This window comes from Streptomyces sp. SCL15-4 (assembly GCF_033366695.1).
GTDB lineage: Bacteria > Actinomycetota > Actinomycetes > Streptomycetales > Streptomycetaceae > Streptomyces.
In genome coordinates, this window is sequence record NZ_JAOBTQ010000001.1 from 2,381,475 (window position 1) to 2,402,055 (window position 20,581).

A 20,581-nucleotide genomic window follows, 5' to 3' on the forward strand; every position below is an offset into this window, starting at 1 on the left:
CTCCTCTCATCAGGTGGGGTGGTGTGCGTACGGTGCTCAGGAGTGCAGGGGGTTGGCGATGGTGACGTAGACGGACTGGGTGTCGACCGGACCGGTGAGTTCGTCGAGGCCGTGCAGCCGGGTCAGCAGGTTGGCCTTGCAGTGCAGCTTGGGTGAGTCGAGCAGGCGGCCGGGCAGCGAGGTGCGCGACGGGGCGGGCCCCGTGGCCAGGGCGGTCAGGAAGCGGCGGAAGGCCGCGAGGAGCAGGCGTTCGTCGGCGAGGTGCTGGGAGCCGAAGGCGCCGATCAGGCCGAACACGTTGTTGACGGCGAGGTAGTAGACGAGGCGTTCGTCGGCGACCTCGTCCGGGACGAAGGTCTCGCTGCGTTCGCCGAGGCCGGGCAGCCGGGCGGCCAGTCCGGCGCGCCGGGACTCGCGGAAGTAGTAGCCCTGGTTGTCGCGGTAACGGCCGCCGGCGGGCCAGCCGTCGGCGTCCAGCAGGAGCAGCGTGTTCTGCTGGTGCGCTTCGAGGGCGATGCCGGCCTCGCCGTCCAGCCAGAGGACGGGGCGGACGACGTGCTCCAGGTAGCGCAGGAACCACTCCGCCGCCACGGCGCCGACGGCCTGGCCGGTGCGTGCCGCGAGCCGTGCGACGAGATGGGCCAGGCGCGACCGGACCGGCCAAGTGGTGCGCTGCGGCGCCGGGTTGTACGGCGGTACGGCGCGGGGGCGCGGTGATACGAGTCCGGCGACGCAGCCGACGTCGTCGGCCGGAGTGAACGGGTTGTGCCGGATCATCACGTCGAGTCCCGGCACGGGCAGGCCGTCCGGATCGTCCACGGCCAGCCAGGCCGGGTCGCGCACGATGTCGAAGCCGGGGTGCGCCGCCCGCCACTGCGCGGCGAGGCCGGTGCGCAGCAGCCGGTGCGCCTCCACTCCCCGGTGGAGTTCCTTGCGCAGGTTCTCCCGGCGGGAGTTGGTGATGCGCAGGGCCAGCGAGAGCTTGAGCATCGCGGGGGCGCCGGGCCGGTGGACGGTTCGTACGGAGGAGGTGGGGTGCCAAGGAGTGCCGAGCGGGCCCAGGTCGCGGAGGAGTCCGGAGTCGAGCAGTGCGGCGACGGCCGGGCGGTGCCGTACCTCGCGTGCCTGCCAGGGGTGCAGCGGCAGGGCGGTGTGGCCGTCGGGCAGCGGCAGTTCGGTGCCGGCGAGGCGCCGGATCAGATGGCCTGCGGGAACGGGACGGCCGCGTTCGGTCCAGGCCGAGTCGGTCGCGAGGAGAGAGGGGGCGACGGCGAGCCAGTGCAGGGGGAAGGAGCCGTGCGACTCCGGTGAGTACCGGTCGGCCTCGGCCTCGGTCAGGCCCTCCCGGCTCTTCGGCGTCGGATGCAGCGGGTGTCCGAGGAGGAGGGCTTGTTCGGCGCTGAGGAAGAGATCGGGGGTGTCGGCGGGGTTTTCGCGCCGGTGCCGGATGAACTCGGCGGTGCGGCGGACGGAGTCGGCGACCCGGGCCACGAGATCGCCGCCGGCCGCGGCGCGGGAGCCGTCGGCGGGTGCGCCGTCAGGGCCGTGGCAGGAGCGGAGACCGGGGCCGTCGCCGCCGGTGCGGGCGCCGGGCGTGACGGGGCCCGTGGTGGCCGGTGGGCTGGTGGCTTCCCTGGTCAGCAGGGCCGCGACGGTGACGGCGTCGACGGGCGGGGCGGTGGCGGGAGCGCAGGCCAGGCGGGGTGGGTCGAAGCGGTGCCAGCCCGTCGGGGACCAGTACCGGACGGGCGCGATGAGGGCGGTGCCGCTGGCGGGCAGCGGGATGTGGAGGTGTCCGGTGACCGGGGCGGCGAGGCCGGTCTCGCGGATCCAGCACCGCAGCAGGTTCTCCACGGCGGCGGCCTCGGCGGCGGTGTGCGGGTCGGGGTCCTCCAGCGGGTCGGAGTCCCTCGGCGTGGCGGTGCCGGGCACGGTCCGCCGGCCGGTGTCCACTTCCCGCCTCTTCTGCTGGGGGACCGCGCCGGTGAGCAGGACGGCGGCGGGCGGAGGGTCTCCCTGGTCGTCGGGGGCGCCGGAGCGGCCGTCGGGCTGAGGGGTGGCGTTCATGACGGCTCCTCTGGGGCTGGTGGTACGGGGCGGTGCGGGCTGGTCCCGTCGTCCGCCCGGCCGCCCCGCGGGGCGGCCGTCGGTGGTGCCCGAGCGACGCGGCCGGGTCGGGCAGCGGGCCGCGCGGGACGGCCGTGAAGGGGTGGCCGACGGTCGGTGTCGGCCGGGACGCGTGGAAGGGAAGGGCGGTCGTGATGGCGTCGGGCGGGTGTGTGGTCCTCAGTCCGTGTGCCGGGCCGGGCCGGGGTGGCGTTGCCGGTGCGGGCCGTGGGTCCCGTGCTCGCGGGCCGCCGCCGCGATCGCGTCGGTCAGGCGGTCGAGTACCGCCTTCGCCTGTTCGTCGCTGATCGTCAGCGGCGGAAGCAGCCGGACCACGGCACTGTGCCGGCCGCCCAGTTCGACGATCAGCCCGCGCCGAAGGCACTCGCGCTGGACCGCGGCGGCGAGGCCGGGCGCGGGCGGATGCGGCGTGCGGCCGGCGCCCCACCCGGCCGGCACCGCACAGCCCTCACCGAGGCCGGTACGGGCGGCGGGCACCCGGAGGCGTCCGGGACCGCCGGGATCACCCGGGCCCCCGCCGGGCCCCGGGCCACGCGGCCCGGCAGGCACAGCCTGATCACCCACGCCGCCGGGGCCACCCGGACCGGTCGGCTTCCCGGCGTCGTGAGCGGCTCGGTCCGCCTCCGGATCCACCAGTTCGATGCCGATCATCAGGCCCCGGCCTCGTACCTCACCCACGCACGCGTACTCACGGCCGAAGTCCGCGAGTTGGCTCAGCATGCGGGAGCCGAGGGCGGCGGCTCGTTCGGCGAGGGCGTTCTCGCGGACGTAGGCGAGGGTGGCGGTGCCCGCGGCCATGGCGAGCTGGTTGCCGCGGAAGGTGCCGGCGTGGGCGCCGGGTTGCCAGGTGTCGAGGTCGTCGCGGTAGACGATCACGGCCAGCGGGAGGCTGCCGCCGATGGCCTTGGACAGGACCATGACGTCCGGGGTGATGCCGCTGTGGTCGACGGCCCAGAAGGCGCCCGTGCGGCCGACTCCGGTCTGGATCTCGTCGGCGATCAGCGGGACGGAGCGGTCCGCCGTGAGCCGGCGCATCCGGCGCAGCCAGTCGTCCGGCGCCGGGAGCACTCCGCCCTCGCCCTGGACCGGTTCCAGGATCATCCCGGCCGGCAGGGGCACACCGGACTTGGGATCGTCCAGGAGGGACTCGGTCCAGCGGGCGGCGAGTTCGGCGCCGGGCGGGCCTCCGATGCCGAACGGGCAGCGGTAGTCCTGCGGGTAGGGCAGGCGGGTGACCCGGACGTCGGGAGCGCCGCCGGAGGCGGCCAGGGCGCCGGCGGTCATGCCGTGGTAGGCGCCGGCGAAGGCGAGGACGCCGGTGCGGCCGGTCGCGGTGCGGACCAGTTTGAGGGCGGCCTCGACGGCGTCGGTGCCGGCCGGTCCGCAGAACTGGACGCGGGCGCGGCCGGCGAGGCCGGGCGGGAGGGTGCGGAACAGTTCGGTGACGAAGGCGTCCTTGACCGGGGTCGCGAGGTCGAGGACGGAGAGCGGGGCGCCCGAGTCGAGGACTCCTCGGATGGCCTCCAGGACGACCGGGTGGTTGTGGCCGAGGGCGAGGGTGCCGGCGCCGGAGAGGCAGTCCAGGTAACGGCGGCCGTCGGCGCCCTCGATGGTGAGCCCCCGCGCCCGGACGGGAACGATGGGCAGGGCGCGGGCGTAGGTGCGCGCCGAGGACTCGCGCGCCGCCTGGCGTCTGAGGATCCCCTCGTGCGCGGCCCGCGCATCCGCGGGCGAGCCTTCCGCCATCGACTCCGTAACGGCCACGACGCGCTGTCCTTCCGGCTGGTCAAAGGCGAGTTGGTCGGGACCGGGCACGGACGGCTGGTCCCACCGGCTACAACCTCCGACCGTTCGGCCGGTTACGGGGTGGCACGGAGATCCTTGACCGGAAGGTGAGGTGAGGCTTCCCATCGCGCCTCCGGGAGCGGGCGGACGGCAGGCGGCACCGGCGCGCGGTGGGACGAACCGCCCTGCCCCACGGCCCTGTTCGGGCAGCCTGTGACGGAACCGTTGCCGTCCGGGCAGAACTCCCCCACGGCGACCGCATAGTGTGTGATGCCGTTCCCGGAAGGTCGCGGGACCAGCGTGAACCGTCCACGAGTTCGCCGCCGGTGCCGGGGCCGAAGCGCCGGGTTCCTTCACAGCAAGGGGAGTCAACACCATGCGATCCATACGGCCGTCGTTCACCGCTCGGCGAGGCAGGGGCGGTCGCCGCACCTCGGCCTCGCTGACGGCGGTCGCCCTCGTCTCGGCGCTGGCGCTGACCGCCACCGCCTGCGACAGCGGCGGTACCGACGACGGCAACCCGAGCGCCACCGCGACCGCGGCGGGCACCGGTGACGGCAAGATCCGTATCCCGGAGGACCTCAAGCGCAGGCTCAAGGACCACGGCATCGACATCGACAAGTGGAAGAACGGCGCCTGGAAGAACTGGAACAAGGACGACTGGCTGCGCGAGGCCAACGACTTCGTCAACCCGATCATCAGCGGTCTGTGGGACCCGGACCGGATGCGGGAGGCCGACGACCCGGACCGGGGCGTCGACGACAACGACATCTCGGGTGACCAGGGCGTGACGGACCCGACGCCGCAGCCGGTGAAGGCGCGGGCGGTCGACGCGCCGTACCACGCCAACGCGGCCACGTCGGGCAAGCTGCTCTTCGACTCGCCCGAGGGCACCATGGTCTGCTCGGCGACGGTCGTCCAGGACCCGGCGCACCCGGGCAAGTCCAACCTCGTGTGGACGGCCGGTCACTGTGTGCACGCCGGGAAGAAGGGCGGCTGGTACCGCAACCTCGCGTTCGTGCCGTCGTACAACAACCAGGCCCTGTCGGCGACCGGACTGCAGAACGCCAGCCGGTCCCAGGTCGCCCCGTACGGCGTGTGGTGGGCGGACGCGGCGAAGACCTCGCAGCAGTGGATCAGCGAGGGCGGCAAGACGGGCGGTGCCGGTGCCGCGTACGACTTCGCGGTCATCCATGTGACGCCGGAGCAGGGCAGCGGCGGCAAGTCGCTGGAGGAGACGGTCGGCGGGGCGCTGCCGGTCGACTTCGACGCGCCGGCCGTGGCGAAGGTGAGCAGTGTGACGGCGTCCGGTTACCCGGCGGCGGCGCCGTACGACGGCGGGCTGCTGTACCGCTGCCAGGACAAGCCGGGCCGGCTGTCCCTCGAACAGTCCGACCCGACGATGTACCGGATCGGCTGCACGATGACCGGTGGTGCGTCCGGCGGCGGCTGGGTGGAGACCGGCGCCGACGGCAAGCCCGCGCTGGTGTCCAACACGTCCATCGGCCCGGTGAACGCGGGCTGGCTGGCCGGCCCGCGGCTGGGCGAGGTGGCCAAGAGCGTCTACGACTCGGTGAGCGAGCAGTTCGCCGGGCACTGAGCCCGACGGTGCCCTGCGCACGGCGAGGACCCGCCACCCGAGGGGGGTGGCGGGCCCTGTTACTGCCGTGGGTCAGGCGGAGACCGGTGTGTACGGTGCCAGGTCCGCCGCCAGTTCCTCGTGCACCCGGACCTTGAGCAGGGTGCCCTCCGCGGTGTGCTCCTCGGAGATCACCTCGCCCTCGGCGTGCGCACGGGCGACCAGCTTGCCGTGGGTGTAGGGCACGAGCGCCGTGGTCTCCACCGCGGGACGGGGCAGCTCGTCGTCGATCAGGGCGAGGAGTTCCGCGATGCCCTGGCCGGTGCGCGCCGAGACGGCGATCGAGCGCTTCTCGACCCGCAGCAGCCGCTGGAGGACCAGCGGGTCGGCCGCGTCCGCCTTGTTGATCACGACGATCTCGGGCACGTCGGTGGCGCCGACGTCCCGGATCACCTCGCGCACGGCGGCGAGCTGCTCCTCCGGGGTCGGGTGCGAGCCGTCCACCACGTGCAGGATCAGGTCGGAGTCGCCGACCTCCTCCATGGTGGAGCGGAACGCCTCGACCAGGTGGTGCGGCAGGTGCCGGACGAAGCCGACGGTGTCGGCCAGCGTGTACAGCCGGCCGCTCGGGGTCTCGGCCCGGCGGACGGTCGGGTCCAGGGTCGCGAAGAGCGCGTTCTCGACCAGGACGCCGGCGCCGGTGAGGCGGTTGAGCAGGGAGGACTTGCCGGCGTTGGTGTAGCCCGCGATGGCGACGGACGGCACCTTGTTGCGCCGGCGCTCCTGGCGCTTGACCTCGCGGCCGGTCTTCATCTCCGCGATCTCCCGGCGCATCTTCGCCATCTTCTCGCGGATCCGGCGCCGGTCCGTCTCGATCTTGGTCTCACCGGGGCCACGCGTGGCGAGGCCGCCGCGACCGCCGCCCATCTGCCGGGACAGCGACTGACCCCAGCCGCGCAGCCGCGGCAGCATGTACTGCATCTGCGCGAGCGCGACCTGCGCCTTGCCCTCACGGGACTTGGCGTGCTGGGCGAAGATGTCCAGGATCAGGGCCGTACGGTCGATGACCTTGACCTTGGTCACGTCCTCCAGCTGGATCAGCTGGCCCGGGCTCAGCTCACCGTCGCAGATGACGGTGTCCGCGCCCGTTTCGAGGACGACGTCCCGCAGCTCGGCGGCCTTGCCGGAGCCGATGTAGGTGGCCGCGTCGGGCTTGTCCCGGCGCTGGATGACGCCGTCGAGCACGAGCGCGCCCGCGGTCTCCGCGAGGGCGGCCAGCTCCGCGAGGGAGTTCTCGGCGTCCCGCGCGGTGCCGGTGGTCCACACGCCGACGAGCACGACCCGCTCCAGGCGGAGCTGGCGGTACTCGACCTCGGTGACGTCCTCCAGCTCGGTGGACAGGCCGACGACGCGGCGCAGGGCCGCGCGCTCCGAGCGGTCGAACTGGTCACCGTCCCGCTCGCCGTCGATCTCGTGGCTCCAGGCGACGTCCTCTTCCATCAGGGCATCGGCCCGAAGACCCTCGGGATAGGCGTGCGCGAGGCGCTTGGTGTCCTGGGAAGGGGAAGAAGAGGAGGTCATTGGATCCTTACGTCGATGGAGTTGCCGTTACGGCGTCGGTGCGGCGGTCGTAATCGGCCGCTCGCCTGGTTCAACGTACGGGTACCCCGGGAGATTCCCGTGTCCCGTCCGTGCGCCGACTCGTAGATGGTCGCACGGGACGGTGCGTCTCGTCACCGGGTTATCGCCGGAGGTGGGGCTCGGCCGCCTTGGCCGCCGCCGTCGGCTTCCAGTCCGGGTGGCCGGGCATCGGCGGGGTCTTCCGGTCGTAGAGCCAGGGCCGCAGGAAGTCGCCGAGGTCGCGGCCGGCGACGGCCGAGGCCAGCCGGACGAAGTCGCCGGTGGTGGCGGTGGCGTCGCGGTGCTCCCGGACCCAGAGGCGCTCCAGCCGCTCGAAGGCCGGCCGGCCGATCTCCTGCCGCAGGGCGTAGAGGATGAGGGCGGCGCCGTCGTAGACGTTGGGCCGGAAGAGGTCGATCTTCTGGCCGGGGGCGGGCGGCTTGGGCCGGGCGGGCGGGCCGCCGGCCTCGCGCCAGCGGTCGGAGGCGCCGTACGCGGCCTTCATCCGCGCCTCCATGGGCCGGTTCGCGGTCTCCTCGCTGTACAGCGCCTCGTACCAGGTGGCGTGCCCCTCGTTCAGCCAGACGTCGGACCAGGCGCGCGGGGTGACGCTGTCGCCGAACCACTGGTGGGACAGCTCGTGCACCATGATCGATTCCAGGTACCACTTCGGGTAGCCGGGCTCGGTGAACAAGCTCTTCTCGAAGAGGGAGAGGGTCTGTGTCTCCAGTTCGAAGCCCGTGGACGCCTGCGCCATGAGCACGCCGTACGTCTCGAAGGGGTACTGGCCGATCTTGCTCTCCATCCAGGCGATCTGGCCGGGCGTCTTCGCGAGCCACGGTTCGAGCTTCTCGCGGTCGGTGGCGGGGACGACGTCGCGCAGGGGCAGCCCGTGCGGTCCCTCGCGGCGGACCACGGCGGAACGGCCGATGGACACCTGGGCGAGTTCGGTGGCCATGGGGTGCCGGGTGCGGTAGGTCCAGGTGGTGGTGGGGCCGTCCCGGTCCGCTCCGCCGGGCAGGCCGTTGGCCACGACCGTGTAGGCGTTGGGCGCGGTGACCCGGAAGGTGAACATGGCCTTGTCGGACGGGTGGTCGTTGGAGGGGAACACCAGGTGGGCGGCGTCGGCCTGGTTGGCCATGGCGAGCCCGTCGGCGGTGCGCACCCAGCCGCCCTGCTCGTCCTTGCCGTAGACGGGGTCGCTGGTGTGCCGCACGGTGATCCGGAACCAGCGGCCCTCGGTCAGCGGGTGGTGCGGGGTGACGACCAGGTCCTCGCCGGCGCTGGTGAAGCCGGCCGGGAGTCCGTCGACCTCCACCGAGCGCACGGTGCCGTGGGTGAAGTCGAGGTTCACGCGCTCCAGGTCGGCGGTGGTCCAGGCGTCGATGGTCGTCACGGCCTCCAGCGGCTTGTCCTGGGCGCCGCTGTAGGTGAGGGCCAGGTCGTATGAGGCGACGTCGTAGCCGGGGTTGCCGAGGTACGGGAAGAGACGGTCGCCGACGCCGAGGGGTTCCGCCGGGGCCGCGGCGGCGACGAGGCAGAGGGAGACGGCGGAGGCGAGCAGGGCCGCCTTGCGGTACCGGCGCCTTGCGGAGCGGGTGCGGTGCGCGCGGGTGTCGGGCTCGACGCGGGGACGGGGGTGGTACGGGGAGGTCTCGGGCTGGGTCGGGGGACGGAGGCGGGGGCGGGGACTGAGCGGCATGGACCACCGCTACCAGGGCGGCCCCACCGCACGACGGCGACGCGCGTCCGGCCCACCCGAACGAGTAACCCGGACGCCGTCGTCAGGAGGCGGCGGACCGGGCGTCACCGCCGGGACACGCAGGACGGACGCCACCGCCAGGGCCCGGCGCCGGGCCGAACGGATGCCACGTGCAGGGACCAGGGCCGGCAGGACGGAGGCCGCCATCAGGAACCGGAGCCACACGGGGGACGGACATCATCGCCAGAGACCGGCGCCCAGCCGGACGGATGCCACGACCAGAGACCGGCCGCCGGCGGCCGGGGCCGGGCGGAACGGAGGTCGTCGGCGGAGACCTGCGCGGCGCGGTCCCGTCGGCCGGGGTTCGGGCGTCAGGCGCTTCGGGTTCTCGTCGTCAGGACGCGGGGGTCTGGTGCTGGGCGCGGCTCACGTCGTACACGCCTGGTACGTCCCGCATGGCGCGCATGAGGGACGGGAGGCGGGAGGCGTCGGGGAGTTCGAGGGTGTAGGTGTGGCGCACCCGCTGCTGGCTGGGCGGCTCGACGGTGGCGGAGACGATCTCGGCGCCTTCCAGGGCGATGGCCTCGGTGAGGTCGGCGAGCAGATGGGGGCGGCCGAACGATTCCGCGACCAGGGTGACCCGGCACTCGGCGGTCTCCCCCCAGCGCACGCCGACCTCGGCGCGCCCCAGGCTCTTCATGTGCGCCACCGCGGCGCACCCCGCGCGGTGCACGGTCACCACTCCCCCGCGCACCGCGAAGCCGGTGATCTCGTCGGGCGGTACGGGCGTACAGCACCCGGCGAGCCGTACGGCGGCGCCGGCGCGGTCCGCCAGGACGTCGGCGCGCCGGGAGCGCGGCCCGCCGGCGTCCGCGGGACGCGCGGGCACCGCTCCCGGGCGCGCTCCGGCGGCGCCGGGACTCGCGCTGTCGCCGTCACGGAACGCGGGGGCGGTGCCATGGGCCTCCGGCTCGGCCGCGCCGTCGTCCGTGTGGGTGCCGCCGCCGGGGTGGGTGGCCAGCCAGCGCTGGATGGCGATGCGGGCGGCCGGTGTGTGGGCGTGGTCCAGCCATTCGCGGGAGGGCTCGGAGGCGGGGTCCTGGCCCATCAGGAGCTGGACGGTGTCGCCGTCGCGCAGGACCGTGCTGAGGGTGGCGAGGCGGCCGTTGACCCGGGCGCCGATGCAGGCGTGCGCGTCCTCGCCGTACTGCGCGTAGGCGGCGTCCACGCAGGTGGCGCCCTCGGGCAGGCCGAGGGTGCCGCCGTCGGGGCGGAAGACGGTGATCTCGCGGTCCTGGGCGAGGTCCTCGCGCAGGGTGGACCAGAAGGTGTCGGGGTCGGGAGCGGCCCGCTGCCAGTCGAGGAGGCGGGAGAGCCAGCCGGGGCGGGTGGGGTCGACGCGCTCGCCCTCGGCGGAGGAGGCGTCGTGCGCGGGCGCGTCGGGAGCGGGTGCGTACGGGTTGCCGAGGGCGACGACGCCGGCCTCGGCGACCTTGTGCATCTGGTGGGTGCGGATGAGGACTTCGACGACCCGGGCGGTGGCGGGGGTCCCGCCGGGCGAGTCGGTCCGGCCCTGGGGAAGGGCGACGGCGGTGTGCAGGGACTGGTAGAGGTTGAACTTCGGTACGGCGATGAAGTCCTTGAACTCCGAGACCACCGGCGTCATACAGGTGTGCAGTTCGCCGAGGACGGCGTAACAGTCCGCGTCCTCGTTCACCAGCACCAGCAGGCGGCCGAAGTCCGTACCGCGCAGCCTGCCGCGTTTGCGGGCCACACGGTGGACGGAGACGAAGTGCCGGGGCCGGATGAGCACCTCGGCCGGGATGTCGGCCTCGCGCAGCACCCCGCGCACCACCTCGGCGACCTCGGCGAGCGGGTCGCCGGTGCGGGCGGCGTTCTCCGCGATGAGTTCGCGGGTGCGGGCGTACTCCTCGGGGTGGAGGACGGCGAAGACCAGGTCCTCCAGTTCGGTCTTGAGGGCCTGTACGCCGAGACGTTCGGCGAGCGGGATGAGGACGTCCCGGGTGACCTTGGCGATCCGCGCCTGCTTCTCGGGGCGCATCACGCCGAGGGTGCGCATGTTGTGCAGGCGGTCGGCGAGTTTGATCGACATCACGCGCACGTCGTTGCCGGTGGCGACGAGCATTTTGCGGAAGGTCTCCGGTTCGGCGGCGGCTCCGTAGTCGACCTTCTCCAGTTTCGTGACGCCGTCGACCAGATAACGGACCTCCTCGCCGAACTGTTCCCGCACCTGCTCCAGCGTCACCTCGGTGTCCTCGACCGTGTCGTGCAGCAGTGAGGCCGTCAGTGTCGTGGTCTCGGCGCCGAGTTCGGCGAGGATGAGGGTGACGGCGAGCGGGTGCGTGATGTACGGCTCGCCGCTCTTGCGCGTCTGGCCGCGGTGCGAGGACTCGGCCAGGACGTAGGCGCGGCGCAGGGGTTCGATGTCGGCGTCGGGGTGGTGGGCGCGGTGCGCCTCCACGACATGGCCGATCGCGTCGGGGAGTTTGTCCCGGGTGGCGGAGCCGAGCAGCGCGGCGCGGCCGAGCCTGCGCAGGTCGAGCCGGGGCCGGGCCTTTCTGCGCGTCGCCGCGGGTGCCGCGGACGCGGTGAGCGCCTGCGGCACCGGGGGCACCGCCGGACCAGCGGTCGCGGGGTTCGTGGCCTCCGCACTCATGGGCACCTCCGGCTCGTGGACCGGCGGACGGAGCCCCAGGGCGCACGCGGCTCAGGGTTGGCGACGTTCCCCCGTCCGTGCCGGTGCTTGATGCTACCGAGCCCGCCACCCGTGACCGACCGCCTCCGGCCGAGCGTGAAACGGATCACCCATTCGAGCGATGGAATCGAGGTTTAGGTTTTCGGTCAGCCGGACGACCGGGCGAGCCACTCGGCGTCGATCCCGCCCTCGGCGACGATCACGGCGGGGCCGGTCATCTCGATCTCCCCGTCGGGCCGCTCGGTGATGACCAGGCGTCCGCCGGGCACGTCGACGGTGTACGTCGCCGGGGTGCCGGTGACGGCCGGGTCAATGCCGTCCCGGCGGGCGGCGGCCACGGCGACGGCGCACGCGCCCGTGCCGCACGAGCGGGTCTCGCCGGAGCCGCGCTCGTGCACGCGCATGGCGACGTGGCGGGGGCCGCGGTCGACGACGAACTCGACGTTCACGCCGTCCGGGTAGGCGGACGCCGGGCTGACCGGCGGCGCGGTGTGCAGGTCGCCGGCGTGCGCCAGGTCGGCCACGAAGGCCACCGCGTGCGGGTTGCCCATGTTGACGTTGCGCGCGGGCCAGCTGCGCTCGCCGACGGCCACCGTGACGTCCCCTTCGGGCAGGCGGGCGCGGCCCATGCCGACGGTGACGTCACCGTCCTTCGCGATGTGGACGGTCCTCACGCCCGCGCGCGTGGCGATCGCGAGGTCGCCTTCGGCCACATGCCCGGCGTGCTGAAGATAGCGCGCGAACACACGTACGCCATTGCCGCACATCTCGGCTACCGAGCCGTCGCCGTTGCGGTAGTCCATGAACCACTCGGCCTCGCCGGCCATCGCCCGGGCCTCGGGGTGGGCCGCCGACCGTACGACGTGCAGCACGCCGTCGCCTCCGATGCCCGCCCGGCGGTCGCAGAGCGCGGCCACGGCGGCCGGGGACAGGTCGAGGGCGTTCTCCGGGTCCGGGACGATCACGAAGTCGTTCTCGGTGCCGTGACCCTTGAGGAAGGCGATCCGTGTGCTCATTCCTCGATCGTACGGGAGCGGACCACGACCGTTTCAGGGGCGCTTCAGCGCAGTCGGGCCACTCGCCACACGGCGAGGATCACCGCCAGGGCCACCAGCAGGACGTAGCCGAGGACGACCCGCCAGTCCGGGCGGCGGCCCGAGCCGCGCGGCGGCAGGCCCGGCCAGGTGTAGCCGACCCTGCGGGCGGCCATCATGCCCCAGCCGGCGGCGCAGGAGCAGATCAGCAGGCCGAGCATGGCGATGACCGCGCCGCTGTCGCCGAAGTCGAAGGCGAGCGGGAAGGCGAACATCAGGGAGCCGACGGCGGCGAGGCTCACGATGGGCGCGAGCTGCCAGATGCGCAGCCGGCGCTGCGGGCGCAGCTCGACCTCGACCTCCGGTCCGCCCGGGTACATCTCCTCGGGCGCCGGTCCGTCGGCGGTGACGCCGTCCGGGGCCTCGTCGGGGCCGTCGTCGGCGAGCCGGTCGTCGTCCGTCAGACGATCCGTGACCAAGGAGTCCGGGGCCAAGAGGTCCGGAGCCAGAGAGTCGGAGACCAGGGAGTCGGGGACCAGGGAGTCCGGGGCCAGCGGGTCCGGGGCCAGGGTGATCTCGGCCGGGCGGTCGTCCGTCGGGCCGTCTTCGTGCGGGCCGCTGCCGTGACGGCCGCCGTCGTGGGAGCCGTTCGGCTGCCAACCGGTCGGCAGCGGGCCGTCCGTCCGGGAGTGGCGCTCGGCCGGGCGGTCCCCGCCCGGGCCGGGATCGTCACTCTCGGTGGTGACGTGCTCGGTGCTTCGTGCGGTGTCGCGAGGGCCGGCCTCCATCGCCACGCGCCCTCCCAACTAGGCTCCACTTGGTCGATCGAAGCTCGATGATGGCACGGCGCCACAGGCCTCGATGACCGGCGACGCATCCCGATGCCATGACGTGATCAGGCTGTAACCGGTCGTTCGACCAACGCCAGGGCCTGCTGCGGAAGTTCCCCGCGGTCGGCGGCGGCCCCACTCAACCAGTGCACCCGGGGATCCCGCCTGAACCACGAATCCTGGCGGCGCGCGAAGCGCTTGGTGGCACGCACGGTCTCGGCGCGTGCTTCCGCTTCGGTGCACTCCCCGGCCAGCGCCGCGAGGACCTGCTGGTAGCCGAGCGCGCGCGACGCCGTGCGCCCCTCGCGCAGCCCCTGCGCCTCCAGTGCGCGCACCTCGTCCACGAGGCCCGCCTCCCACATCCGGTCGACGCGCCGCGCGATGCGCTCGTCCAGTTCCGGGCGGGCGACGTCGACGCCGATCTGGATCGTGTCGTACACCGAGTCGTGGCCCGGCAGATTCGCGGTGAAGGGCTGGCCGGTGATCTCGATCACCTCCAGTGCCCGGACGATCCGGCGTCCGTTGCTCGGCAGGATCGCGCGGCCGGCCCCGGGGTCGGCCGCGGCGAGCCGGGCGTGCAGGGCCCCGGGGCCGCGCAGCGCCAGCTCCTCCTCCAGCCGGGCCCGGACCTCCGGGTCGGTGCCGGGGAACTCCAGGTTGTCGACGGCTCCGCGGACGTACAGGCCGGAGCCGCCGACCAGGACGGGCCAGCGGCCCTCGGCGAGCAGCGCGTCGATCCGCGCGCGGGCCAGTTTCTGGTACTCGGCGACCGAGGCGGTGGCCGTCACGTCCCAGATGTCCAGCAGGTGGTGCGGGACGCCGCCGCGCTCCTCGGGTGTCAGCTTGGCGGTACCGATGTCCATCCCCCGGTACAGCTGCATGGAGTCGGCGTTGACGACCTCGCCGCCGAGTTGCCGGGCCAGGAAGACGCCGAGATCGGACTTGCCGGCCGCGGTGGGTCCTACGACGGCGATGACACGGGGGGCGACGGGTGCGCTGCTCACCGCACCAGTCTCGCAAACGTCCAGGCGAGCCCTCGAACGAGTGACGAGTCACGCGCGGAGGTGATCTCACCGTGTCCGCGCCGGATACGCGGCGTCCGCGGTGGGTAGGCACGGGGTGACGCGGGATTTCGTCCCCACGAGTACCGTATGGAGTGGATATGGTCGTGTTCACACGGCTTCTCGGCAGGCCGGAGGCGACGGCCGGACGTGCCGGGGCGAGGGAAGGTGGACCATGGGTCTGTTGGACAACATGAAGGCCAAGCTGGGCCCGGCCAAGGACAAGGTGTCGGATCTCGCTCGGCAGCACGGGGACAAGGTCCAGCACGGGATCGACAAGGCCGCCAAGGCCGTCGACGAGCGGACCAAGGGCAAGTACAGCGACAAGATCCACACGGGTACGGACAAGGCCAAGGAGGCCATGGACCGCCTCGCGCAGAAGAGCGGCCCCACGGCGACACCGCCGCCTGCGGACCCGACGACCCCGACGCGCCCGGAGGGACCACCGCCGACTTCGTGACCGAGGGGTCGGGGCGCGCCGGACGCGTACGGGGGCTGCCGGATTCCGGGCGGTGTCCGCGGGCCGCCGCCGGCGTCAGGTCCAGGTGGCGACCAGATAGCCCACGCCGTACGGCGCGTCCTCGTAGAGCAGCGCGCCGTTGAGGCGGGCGTCCCGCGCCGCGCCGGCGAGGATCTGCCAGGGTGCGCGGCCGGCCGCCTTCAGTTCGCGGGCGAGGGCGGGGTCCAGCGCGCGCAGGGCCGCCAGGTCCGCCGTGCCGAGTGCCCGGGCGGCCTCCGCGTCGAAGGGCGCCGCCCGTTCGTCCAGGTAACCGGGCGCCTTGAGGGTGCGGCAGGCGCTGGCGTCCCCCATCACCAGCAGCGCCACGCGGCCTGCCCGGCCGGCCAGTTCCCGGCCGGTCTCGGCGCATCGCTCGGGCTCCAGCGTGTCGGCGACACCGAGCCCCTCGATCGGGGCGTCGGCCCAGCCGGTCCGCTCCAGCAGCCAGGCGCCGACGGCCAGCGAGGCCGGCAGTTCGCGCTCCGGTGCGGCGCCGGTGGCGTGGCCCAGGCGTACGTCCACGTCGACCCCGAAGCCGCGGAAGGTGCCCGAGGTGCCCTGCGGGAACGGGCCGAGGCCGTCCGGACCGGCGGTGCCGACGACCACCAGCAGGTCGGGGCGGGCGGCGGCGAGCACGCCGAGCGCGTCCGAGCAGGCCGCGCGTGCGGCGTCCAGTTCCGGTGCGGCACCCGCGGCGACCTCGGGCACGAGCAGCGGCGGGCAGGGGCAGACTGCGGCGGCGACAAGCATGGTCGGCAGGTTAACTCCCCGCGCGGACCCGTCCGGACCGCGGTCCCAGGTCGGCACGCCGGTCAGCCGTTCCGGGCCGCGCTCCGGCACATCACGCGGATCGACGAGCCGCTCCCGCCGGCCTCCGCCGTGAACGCGGCCCGGAACGGCACCGTCCGAGGCACCCGCCGCCCCGCCGCCACGGACGCCGACACGCTCGTCCGCCCGCCCGGATGCTCGCAGCCGCGACGGAACCCGCACGCTCGTACGAGGCTCCTTCCCGGACCCTCGTACGAGCCCCGCGCCCCGGTCCGCCGGCAGGCCGTCAGTCGCAGCCGCAGCCGCTTCCCGCGGCCACCGGCAGCGGTTCCGGCACACCGATCTTCGGCAGGCCCAGCATCACGCCCGCCGGCTTGGCGGCCTCCGCCGCGTTGCGCTTCTCCCAGGCGTCGCCCGCGCGCGTGCGGCGCACGGCGAGGGCGGGACCCTCGGCGAGGAGGTGGTGCGGAGCGGCGTACGTGACCTCGACGGTGACGACGTCGCCGGGACGGACCTCCTGGTCGGGCTTGGTGAAGTGGACCAGGCGGTTGTCGGGGGCGCGGCCGGAGAGGCGGTGGGTGGCACCGTCCTTGCGGCCCTCGCCCTCGGCGACCATCAGCTCCAGCGTGCGGCCGACCTGCTTCTTGTTCTCCTCCCAGGAGATCTCCTCCTGGAGGGCCACCAGCCGTTCGTAGCGCGCCTGGACGACCTCCTTGGGGATCTGGCCGTCCATGGTCGCGGCGGGAGTGCCGGGGCGCTTGGAGTACTGGAAGGTGAAGGCCTGGGCGAAGCGGGCCTCGCGGACGACGTGCAGCGTCTGCTCGAAGTCCTCCTCGGTCTCGCCGGGGAAGCCCACGATGATGTCGGTGGTGATCGCCGCGTGCGGGATCGCGGCCCGCACCTTCTCGATGATCCCCAGGTACCGCTCCTGGCGGTAGGAGCGGCGCATCGCCTTCAGGACCGTGTCCGAGCCCGACTGGAGCGGCATGTGCAGCTGGGGCATGACGTTCGGGGTCTCGGCCATGGCCGCGATCACGTCGTCCGTGAAGTCGCGCGGGTGCGGGGAGGTGAAGCGGACCCGCTCCAGGCCCTCGATCTTCCCGCAGGCGCGCAGCAGCTTGCTGAAGGCCTCGCGGTCGCCGATGTCGGAGCCGTAGGCGTTGACGTTCTGGCCGAGCAGAGTGATCTCCGAGACGCCCTCGCCGACCAGGGTCTCGATCTCGGCGAGGATGTCGCCCGGGCGGCGGTCCTTCTCCTTGCCGCGCAGCGCCGGGACGATACAGAAGGTGCAGGTGTTGTTGCAGCCGACGGAGATCGACACCCAGGCCGCGTACGCGCTCTCGCGGCGGGTGGGCAGCGTGGAGGGGAAAGTCTCCAGGGACTCGGCGATCTCCACCTGCGCCTCCTCCTGGACGCGGGCGCGCTCCAGCAGGACGGGCAGCTTGCCGATGTTGTGCGTGCCGAAGACGACGTCCACCCAGGGCGCCTTCTTCACGATGGTGTCGCGGTCCTTCTGCGCGAGGCAGCCGCCGACCGCGATCTGCATGCCCGGACGCGAGGTCTTCTTCGGCGCGAGCCGGCCGAGGTTGCCGTAGAGCCGGTTGTCGGCGTTCTCCCGGACCGCGCAGGTGTTGAAGACGACGACGTCCGCGTCCCCGTCCGACCCTTCGGGGGCACGTACGTATCCGGCCTCTTCGAGCAGCCCGGCCAATCGCTCCGAATCGTGGACGTTCATCTGGCACCCGTAGGTGCGGATCTCGTAACTCTTGGGGGCGGGAACGTCCACTGCCGGGCTCCGGTCGCTGCTGCTGGTCATGCGTTCCAGGGTAGGCGGTCCGCGGAGACCGGTGTCCCGGAGTTCCCAGGTGGCACGGCCGCCCGGCGCGGCGGTCAGGGACGACGGCACCCCCGTCCCGGAGCCCTGTGACGGCAGTCACAGAGGTTTATCCGTGTGGTGTTCGCGAAGGGCTCGTGGGGCAGGAGAGGTTTTCCGCCAAAGGGCGTCCGAAAGCCCGGACGGGCGTGTGCAAAAGGGCGGACGACCTGCTTAGGTGGGTCGGCAGCTTGCCCCCGGGACACGGTCGTCTCCGTAGCGGCAAAGCCTTCCGGGGTCACACCGGGCCACTTCACCGACGAGGAGGTCTTCGAGCGAGTGAGACGCCACAGCGAGTCCGCCGTCGCCCCCGGCGCTTCCGGGACGGGGAGCCGCCGCGGCCCTTCCGGCCGGTGAGAACAGCGAACGGGGGTGACGACAGGTGAGGAGAACGAGCGAGCACACGGCCCTGCAGCGCCGGTGTGCCGCGATTCTGCGTGATCTCGGGGTGGATCGGTCGCTCACCCTGGAGGCGCTCCGCGCGCGGGTGGAGGAACTGAGAGGCCGTCCGCTCGTGCTCCGGGAGCTGCCCGAAGCGGCGGCGGCCACCGGGGCCTGCGGACTGTGGCTGGGCACCGAGGACGCCGACTACGTGTTCTACGAGACCAGGACGGCTCCCCTGCACCAGGAGCACATCATCCTGCACGAGATCGGCCATGTGCTGTGTGATCACCACCGCAGCTTCACGGACGACGGCGCACGGCCCGCCGGCCGGCTCCTGGACGCTCCCACACCCCGTCTCGTCAGGCGGCTGATGGCCAGAACCAGTTACACGACCGTTGAGGAACAAGAAGCCGAGATGATCGCCAGCCTGATCCAGAGCGCCGGGAAGACCGGGCGGGTGGCCGGTCCTCTGGGACGCCTCGGCGCGTTCCTGGGAGTGACCGCCGATGACGGTGAGTGAGCTGGCGGCCCGGCTCGGACTCGTCGGCGTCGTCATCCTGTGGTGCGCTCTCGTCTGGCGGGCGCGCCCGGCGCTGCGCGAGCCGCGTCTGCGGGGACTGTGGATCACGGTGCTGGCCGCGACCACGGCCATCACGCTCTTCCAGCGCGGGGTCGTCGACGCGCTGACGTCCGCCGGCGTCACGGTGCACACGGTGTCGCTGATGCGCAATCTGATCGGTGTGCTCAGCGCGGGGCTGGTCCTGCTCTTCGTCGTGGACTGCCGGCGCTCGCCGCGGCTGCGTGCCTCGGTCGCGGCGGGGCTGACGGCGGCCCTGGTGTCGCTGCTGGTGCTGGATCTGCTGGGGGCCGGCCAGCCGGTCACGGGAGCGGCGTCGGCGCAGCGGCCCGCGTCCGCGACGGCCGCCTACTGGCTGATCCTCAGCATCGCCCATCTGCTCGGCGACGCCGTCGCCGTCGTGGTCTGCTGGCGGTACAGCCTGCGCACGACGGAACGCGATCTGGTGTGGTCGCTGCGGCTGTTCGCGGCGGGCAGCGTCCTCGCCCTCGTCTTCTGGTGCGGGTACCTCGGCCATCTCTACGGCCTCGCCCCCGGCCTGCTGCCCTGGCTCTCCATGGTGATGGGGGCGCACGGCTTCCTGCGGGCGGCGTCACTGCTCGTTCCCACCGCGACCGCGCTGGCCCGGTCGGCCGCCGCGCTGCGGACCTCCTGGCGGCTGTGGCCGCTGTGGCGGGACCTGGTGACGGCGGTGCCGCACGTGGCGCTCGCCAGCCCCCGGCGGACCCGGCTCCAGGAGGTGCTGCGGCCGCGCTATCCGCTGGTGCTCCAGGCGCACCGGCAGACCATCGAGACGTACGACGCGCTGCTGACGCTCCAGCAGTACGTCCAGCCGGACGCCTACGAGAGGGCGCACCGGCACGCCCGGCGGGCGGGGGTGCCGGAGGACCGTCTCGCGTGCGCGGCGCTGGCCGGTGCCGTGGGCCAGGCCCGCCGCGCGGTGCTGGTCGGCATGCCGCCGTCCGACCCGCGCCCGCTGCCCGGCGTGACCCACGGCAGTCCCCAGACCCTGCTGGGGATCGCCCGGATGTGGCCTGCCATGACCGACGCGCTGCCCTGCCGCGCGCGCACCTCTCCGGCCGCCGGTCACGCCGAGCCGCGCTGAAGGCGGCCGGGCTCAGCGGGCGGCGGCGCCGCGTGGCGTGATGCGGTAGTCGAAGCCGAGGGTCCCGAGGTCGAGGGCCGTCGCCCCGCCGTCCACGGTGAGCACCGCCCCGTTGACGTAGGAGGCCGCCGGGGACAGCAGCCAGGCGATCGCCTCGGCGACCTCGCGGGGCTCGCCGGGACGGCCCTGGGGCAGCGGCCTGGTCGCCTCGGCGTAGGCGTCCGCCATGCCGCCGGGCAGGTCCTCCTCCTCGGCGAAGCGGGCCATGCGCCGGTCGGCCATCTCGGTGCGCACCCAGCCCGGGCACACGGTGTTGGCGCGCACGCCCTGCCGGCCGTAGTCGACGGCGACGGAACGGCACAGCTGGAGCAGGGCCGCCTTGGAGGTGGCGTACGGGGCGTTGCCCGTGCCGTTGCGCAGCGCGGACACCGACGCCACGGCGACCACCGCGCCCTTGGACTCCAGCAGGTGCGGGATCGCGGCGCGCAGCAGGAGCATCGGGCCGGTGAGGTTGGTGCGCATCACCTCGTCCCAGTCGCGCAGCGACATGTCGCCGACGGCGCCGCCGCGCCCGATGCCCGCGTTCAGCACCACTCCGTCGAGCCGTCCGTACGCGTCCAGGGCCGCCCGGACGAGTCCCTCGACCGCGTCGGGGTCCCCCATGTCCGACGGATGCGCCAGCGCGCCGGTCTCCCGCGCGAGGCGCTCCAGGGGCTCGGCCCGCCGGCCGGAGACGACCACGTGGTGCCCGGCCTCGCCGAGCAGCCGGGCCGTGGCCTCTCCGATGCCCGAACCTCCGCCGGTCACGACGACAACCCTTTTGTCCTCCACCAGTTCCGGCCCCTTCACCAAGATCGACGAATTCGCCCAGCGAGTCCGAGCTTAGGGCCCGGTGATCTTCGGGTGACGACTTCCGGCCAG

At 73.5% G+C, this 20,581-nt stretch carries 15 protein-coding genes; 4 read left to right on the top strand and 11 right to left on the bottom strand.

Annotation, left to right across the window (positions count from 1 at the left end):
• Positions 1 to 36 precede the first annotated feature (36 nt).
• Positions 37 to 2,067 (bottom strand): IucA/IucC family protein, encoded by a 2,031-nt coding sequence (locus SCK26_RS09855; protein ID WP_318200905.1) that lies wholly within the window; start codon positions 2,065 to 2,067, stop codon positions 37 to 39.
• A 219-nt stretch (positions 2,068 to 2,286) separates the two neighbouring features.
• A complete protein-coding gene (locus tag SCK26_RS09860; RefSeq protein ID WP_412080729.1) occupies positions 2,287 to 3,891 on the bottom strand; it encodes a diaminobutyrate--2-oxoglutarate transaminase family protein in 1,605 nt (534 codons plus the stop codon).
• A gap of 397 nt (positions 3,892 to 4,288) precedes the next feature.
• On the opposite strand from SCK26_RS09860, the gene SCK26_RS09865 reads away from it, so the two are divergent.
• Positions 4,289 to 5,512, top strand: a complete 1,224-nt coding sequence (locus SCK26_RS09865; protein WP_318200906.1) for a hypothetical protein — start codon at positions 4,289 to 4,291, stop codon at positions 5,510 to 5,512.
• Between the two features lie 72 nt (positions 5,513 to 5,584).
• Here SCK26_RS09865 and hflX read toward each other — a convergent pair whose 3' ends face one another.
• The 6 genes from hflX to miaA form a co-directional block, all read right to left on the bottom strand.
• A complete protein-coding gene (hflX, locus tag SCK26_RS09870; protein ID WP_318200907.1) occupies positions 5,585 to 7,072 on the bottom strand; it encodes a GTPase HflX in 1,488 nt (495 codons plus the stop codon).
• Positions 7,073 to 7,232: 160 nt separating this feature from the next.
• The gene (locus SCK26_RS09875; RefSeq protein WP_318200908.1) at positions 7,233 to 8,813 is read right to left on the bottom strand and encodes a M1 family metallopeptidase; all 1,581 of its coding nucleotides are present in this window, start codon (positions 8,811 to 8,813) and stop codon (positions 7,233 to 7,235) included.
• A gap of 394 nt (positions 8,814 to 9,207) precedes the next feature.
• Positions 9,208 to 11,490, bottom strand: a complete 2,283-nt coding sequence (locus SCK26_RS09880; RefSeq protein ID WP_318200909.1) for a RelA/SpoT family protein — start codon at positions 11,488 to 11,490, stop codon at positions 9,208 to 9,210.
• A 185-nt stretch (positions 11,491 to 11,675) separates the two neighbouring features.
• A complete protein-coding gene (gene dapF / locus SCK26_RS09885) occupies positions 11,676 to 12,545 on the bottom strand; it encodes a diaminopimelate epimerase (RefSeq protein ID WP_318200910.1) in 870 nt (289 codons plus the stop codon).
• A gap of 44 nt (positions 12,546 to 12,589) precedes the next feature.
• Positions 12,590 to 13,042: a hypothetical protein gene (locus tag SCK26_RS09890; RefSeq protein ID WP_318205970.1), complete on the bottom strand. Its 453-nt coding sequence runs from the start codon at positions 13,040 to 13,042 to the stop codon at positions 12,590 to 12,592.
• A gap of 416 nt (positions 13,043 to 13,458) precedes the next feature.
• Complete coding sequence (miaA, locus tag SCK26_RS09895; protein ID WP_318200911.1) at positions 13,459 to 14,397, bottom strand: tRNA (adenosine(37)-N6)-dimethylallyltransferase MiaA; 939 nt, start codon at positions 14,395 to 14,397, stop codon at positions 13,459 to 13,461.
• Between the two features lie 232 nt (positions 14,398 to 14,629).
• Between miaA and SCK26_RS09900 the strand changes: the two genes are divergently transcribed.
• Positions 14,630 to 14,914 (top strand): antitoxin, encoded by a 285-nt coding sequence (locus tag SCK26_RS09900; protein ID WP_318200912.1) that lies wholly within the window; start codon positions 14,630 to 14,632, stop codon positions 14,912 to 14,914.
• Positions 14,915 to 14,989: 75 nt separating this feature from the next.
• Here the strand turns inward: SCK26_RS09900 and SCK26_RS09905 are convergent, their stop codons facing one another.
• Both SCK26_RS09905 and miaB read right to left on the bottom strand, forming a co-directional pair.
• Positions 14,990 to 15,703 carry a class III extradiol dioxygenase subunit B-like domain-containing protein gene (locus SCK26_RS09905; RefSeq protein WP_318200913.1) on the bottom strand — a complete coding sequence of 238 codons (714 nt, stop codon included), beginning with the start codon at positions 15,701 to 15,703 and terminating at the stop codon, positions 14,990 to 14,992.
• 304 nt (positions 15,704 to 16,007) lie between these two features.
• Entirely contained in the window at positions 16,008 to 17,537 is a 1,530-nt protein-coding gene (gene miaB / locus SCK26_RS09910) for a tRNA (N6-isopentenyl adenosine(37)-C2)-methylthiotransferase MiaB (RefSeq protein WP_318200914.1), read from the bottom strand.
• A 505-nt stretch (positions 17,538 to 18,042) separates the two neighbouring features.
• Here miaB and SCK26_RS09915 point away from each other — a divergent pair.
• Together SCK26_RS09915 and SCK26_RS09920 are read left to right on the top strand one after the other, a co-directional pair.
• A complete protein-coding gene (locus SCK26_RS09915) occupies positions 18,043 to 18,498 on the top strand; it encodes a regulator component (protein WP_318200915.1) in 456 nt (151 codons plus the stop codon).
• Positions 18,485 to 19,660 (top strand): MAB_1171c family putative transporter, encoded by a 1,176-nt coding sequence (locus SCK26_RS09920; RefSeq protein WP_318200916.1) that lies wholly within the window; start codon positions 18,485 to 18,487, stop codon positions 19,658 to 19,660. Before SCK26_RS09915 ends, SCK26_RS09920 begins: the two co-directional genes overlap by 14 nt.
• A 12-nt stretch (positions 19,661 to 19,672) precedes the next feature.
• Here SCK26_RS09920 and SCK26_RS09925 read toward each other — a convergent pair whose 3' ends face one another.
• Positions 19,673 to 20,491, bottom strand: a complete 819-nt coding sequence (locus SCK26_RS09925) for an SDR family oxidoreductase (RefSeq protein ID WP_318205971.1) — start codon at positions 20,489 to 20,491, stop codon at positions 19,673 to 19,675.
• Positions 20,492 to 20,581: the final 90 nt, after the last annotated feature.

What these genes read in the sequence shown, in the direction of transcription:
- SCK26_RS09855 (WP_318200905.1), bottom strand. Translation starts at nt 2,067, where the DNA reads ATGAACGCCACCCCTCAGCCCGACGGCCGCTCCGGCGCCCCCGACGAC.
- SCK26_RS09865 (WP_318200906.1), top strand. Translation starts at nt 4,289, where the DNA reads ATGCGATCCATACGGCCGTCGTTCACCGCTCGGCGAGGCAGGGGCGGT.
- hflX (WP_318200907.1), bottom strand. Translation starts at nt 7,072, where the DNA reads ATGACCTCCTCTTCTTCCCCTTCCCAGGACACCAAGCGCCTCGCGCAC.
- SCK26_RS09875 (WP_318200908.1), bottom strand. Translation starts at nt 8,813, where the DNA reads ATGCCGCTCAGTCCCCGCCCCCGCCTCCGTCCCCCGACCCAGCCCGAG.
- SCK26_RS09880 (WP_318200909.1), bottom strand. Translation starts at nt 11,490, where the DNA reads ATGAGTGCGGAGGCCACGAACCCCGCGACCGCTGGTCCGGCGGTGCCC.
- dapF (WP_318200910.1), bottom strand. Translation starts at nt 12,545, where the DNA reads ATGAGCACACGGATCGCCTTCCTCAAGGGTCACGGCACCGAGAACGAC.
- SCK26_RS09900 (WP_318200912.1), top strand. Translation starts at nt 14,630, where the DNA reads ATGGGTCTGTTGGACAACATGAAGGCCAAGCTGGGCCCGGCCAAGGAC.
- SCK26_RS09905 (WP_318200913.1), bottom strand. Translation starts at nt 15,703, where the DNA reads ATGCTTGTCGCCGCCGCAGTCTGCCCCTGCCCGCCGCTGCTCGTGCCC.
- miaB (WP_318200914.1), bottom strand. Translation starts at nt 17,537, where the DNA reads ATGACCAGCAGCAGCGACCGGAGCCCGGCAGTGGACGTTCCCGCCCCC.
- SCK26_RS09920 (WP_318200916.1), top strand. Translation starts at nt 18,485, where the DNA reads ATGACGGTGAGTGAGCTGGCGGCCCGGCTCGGACTCGTCGGCGTCGTC.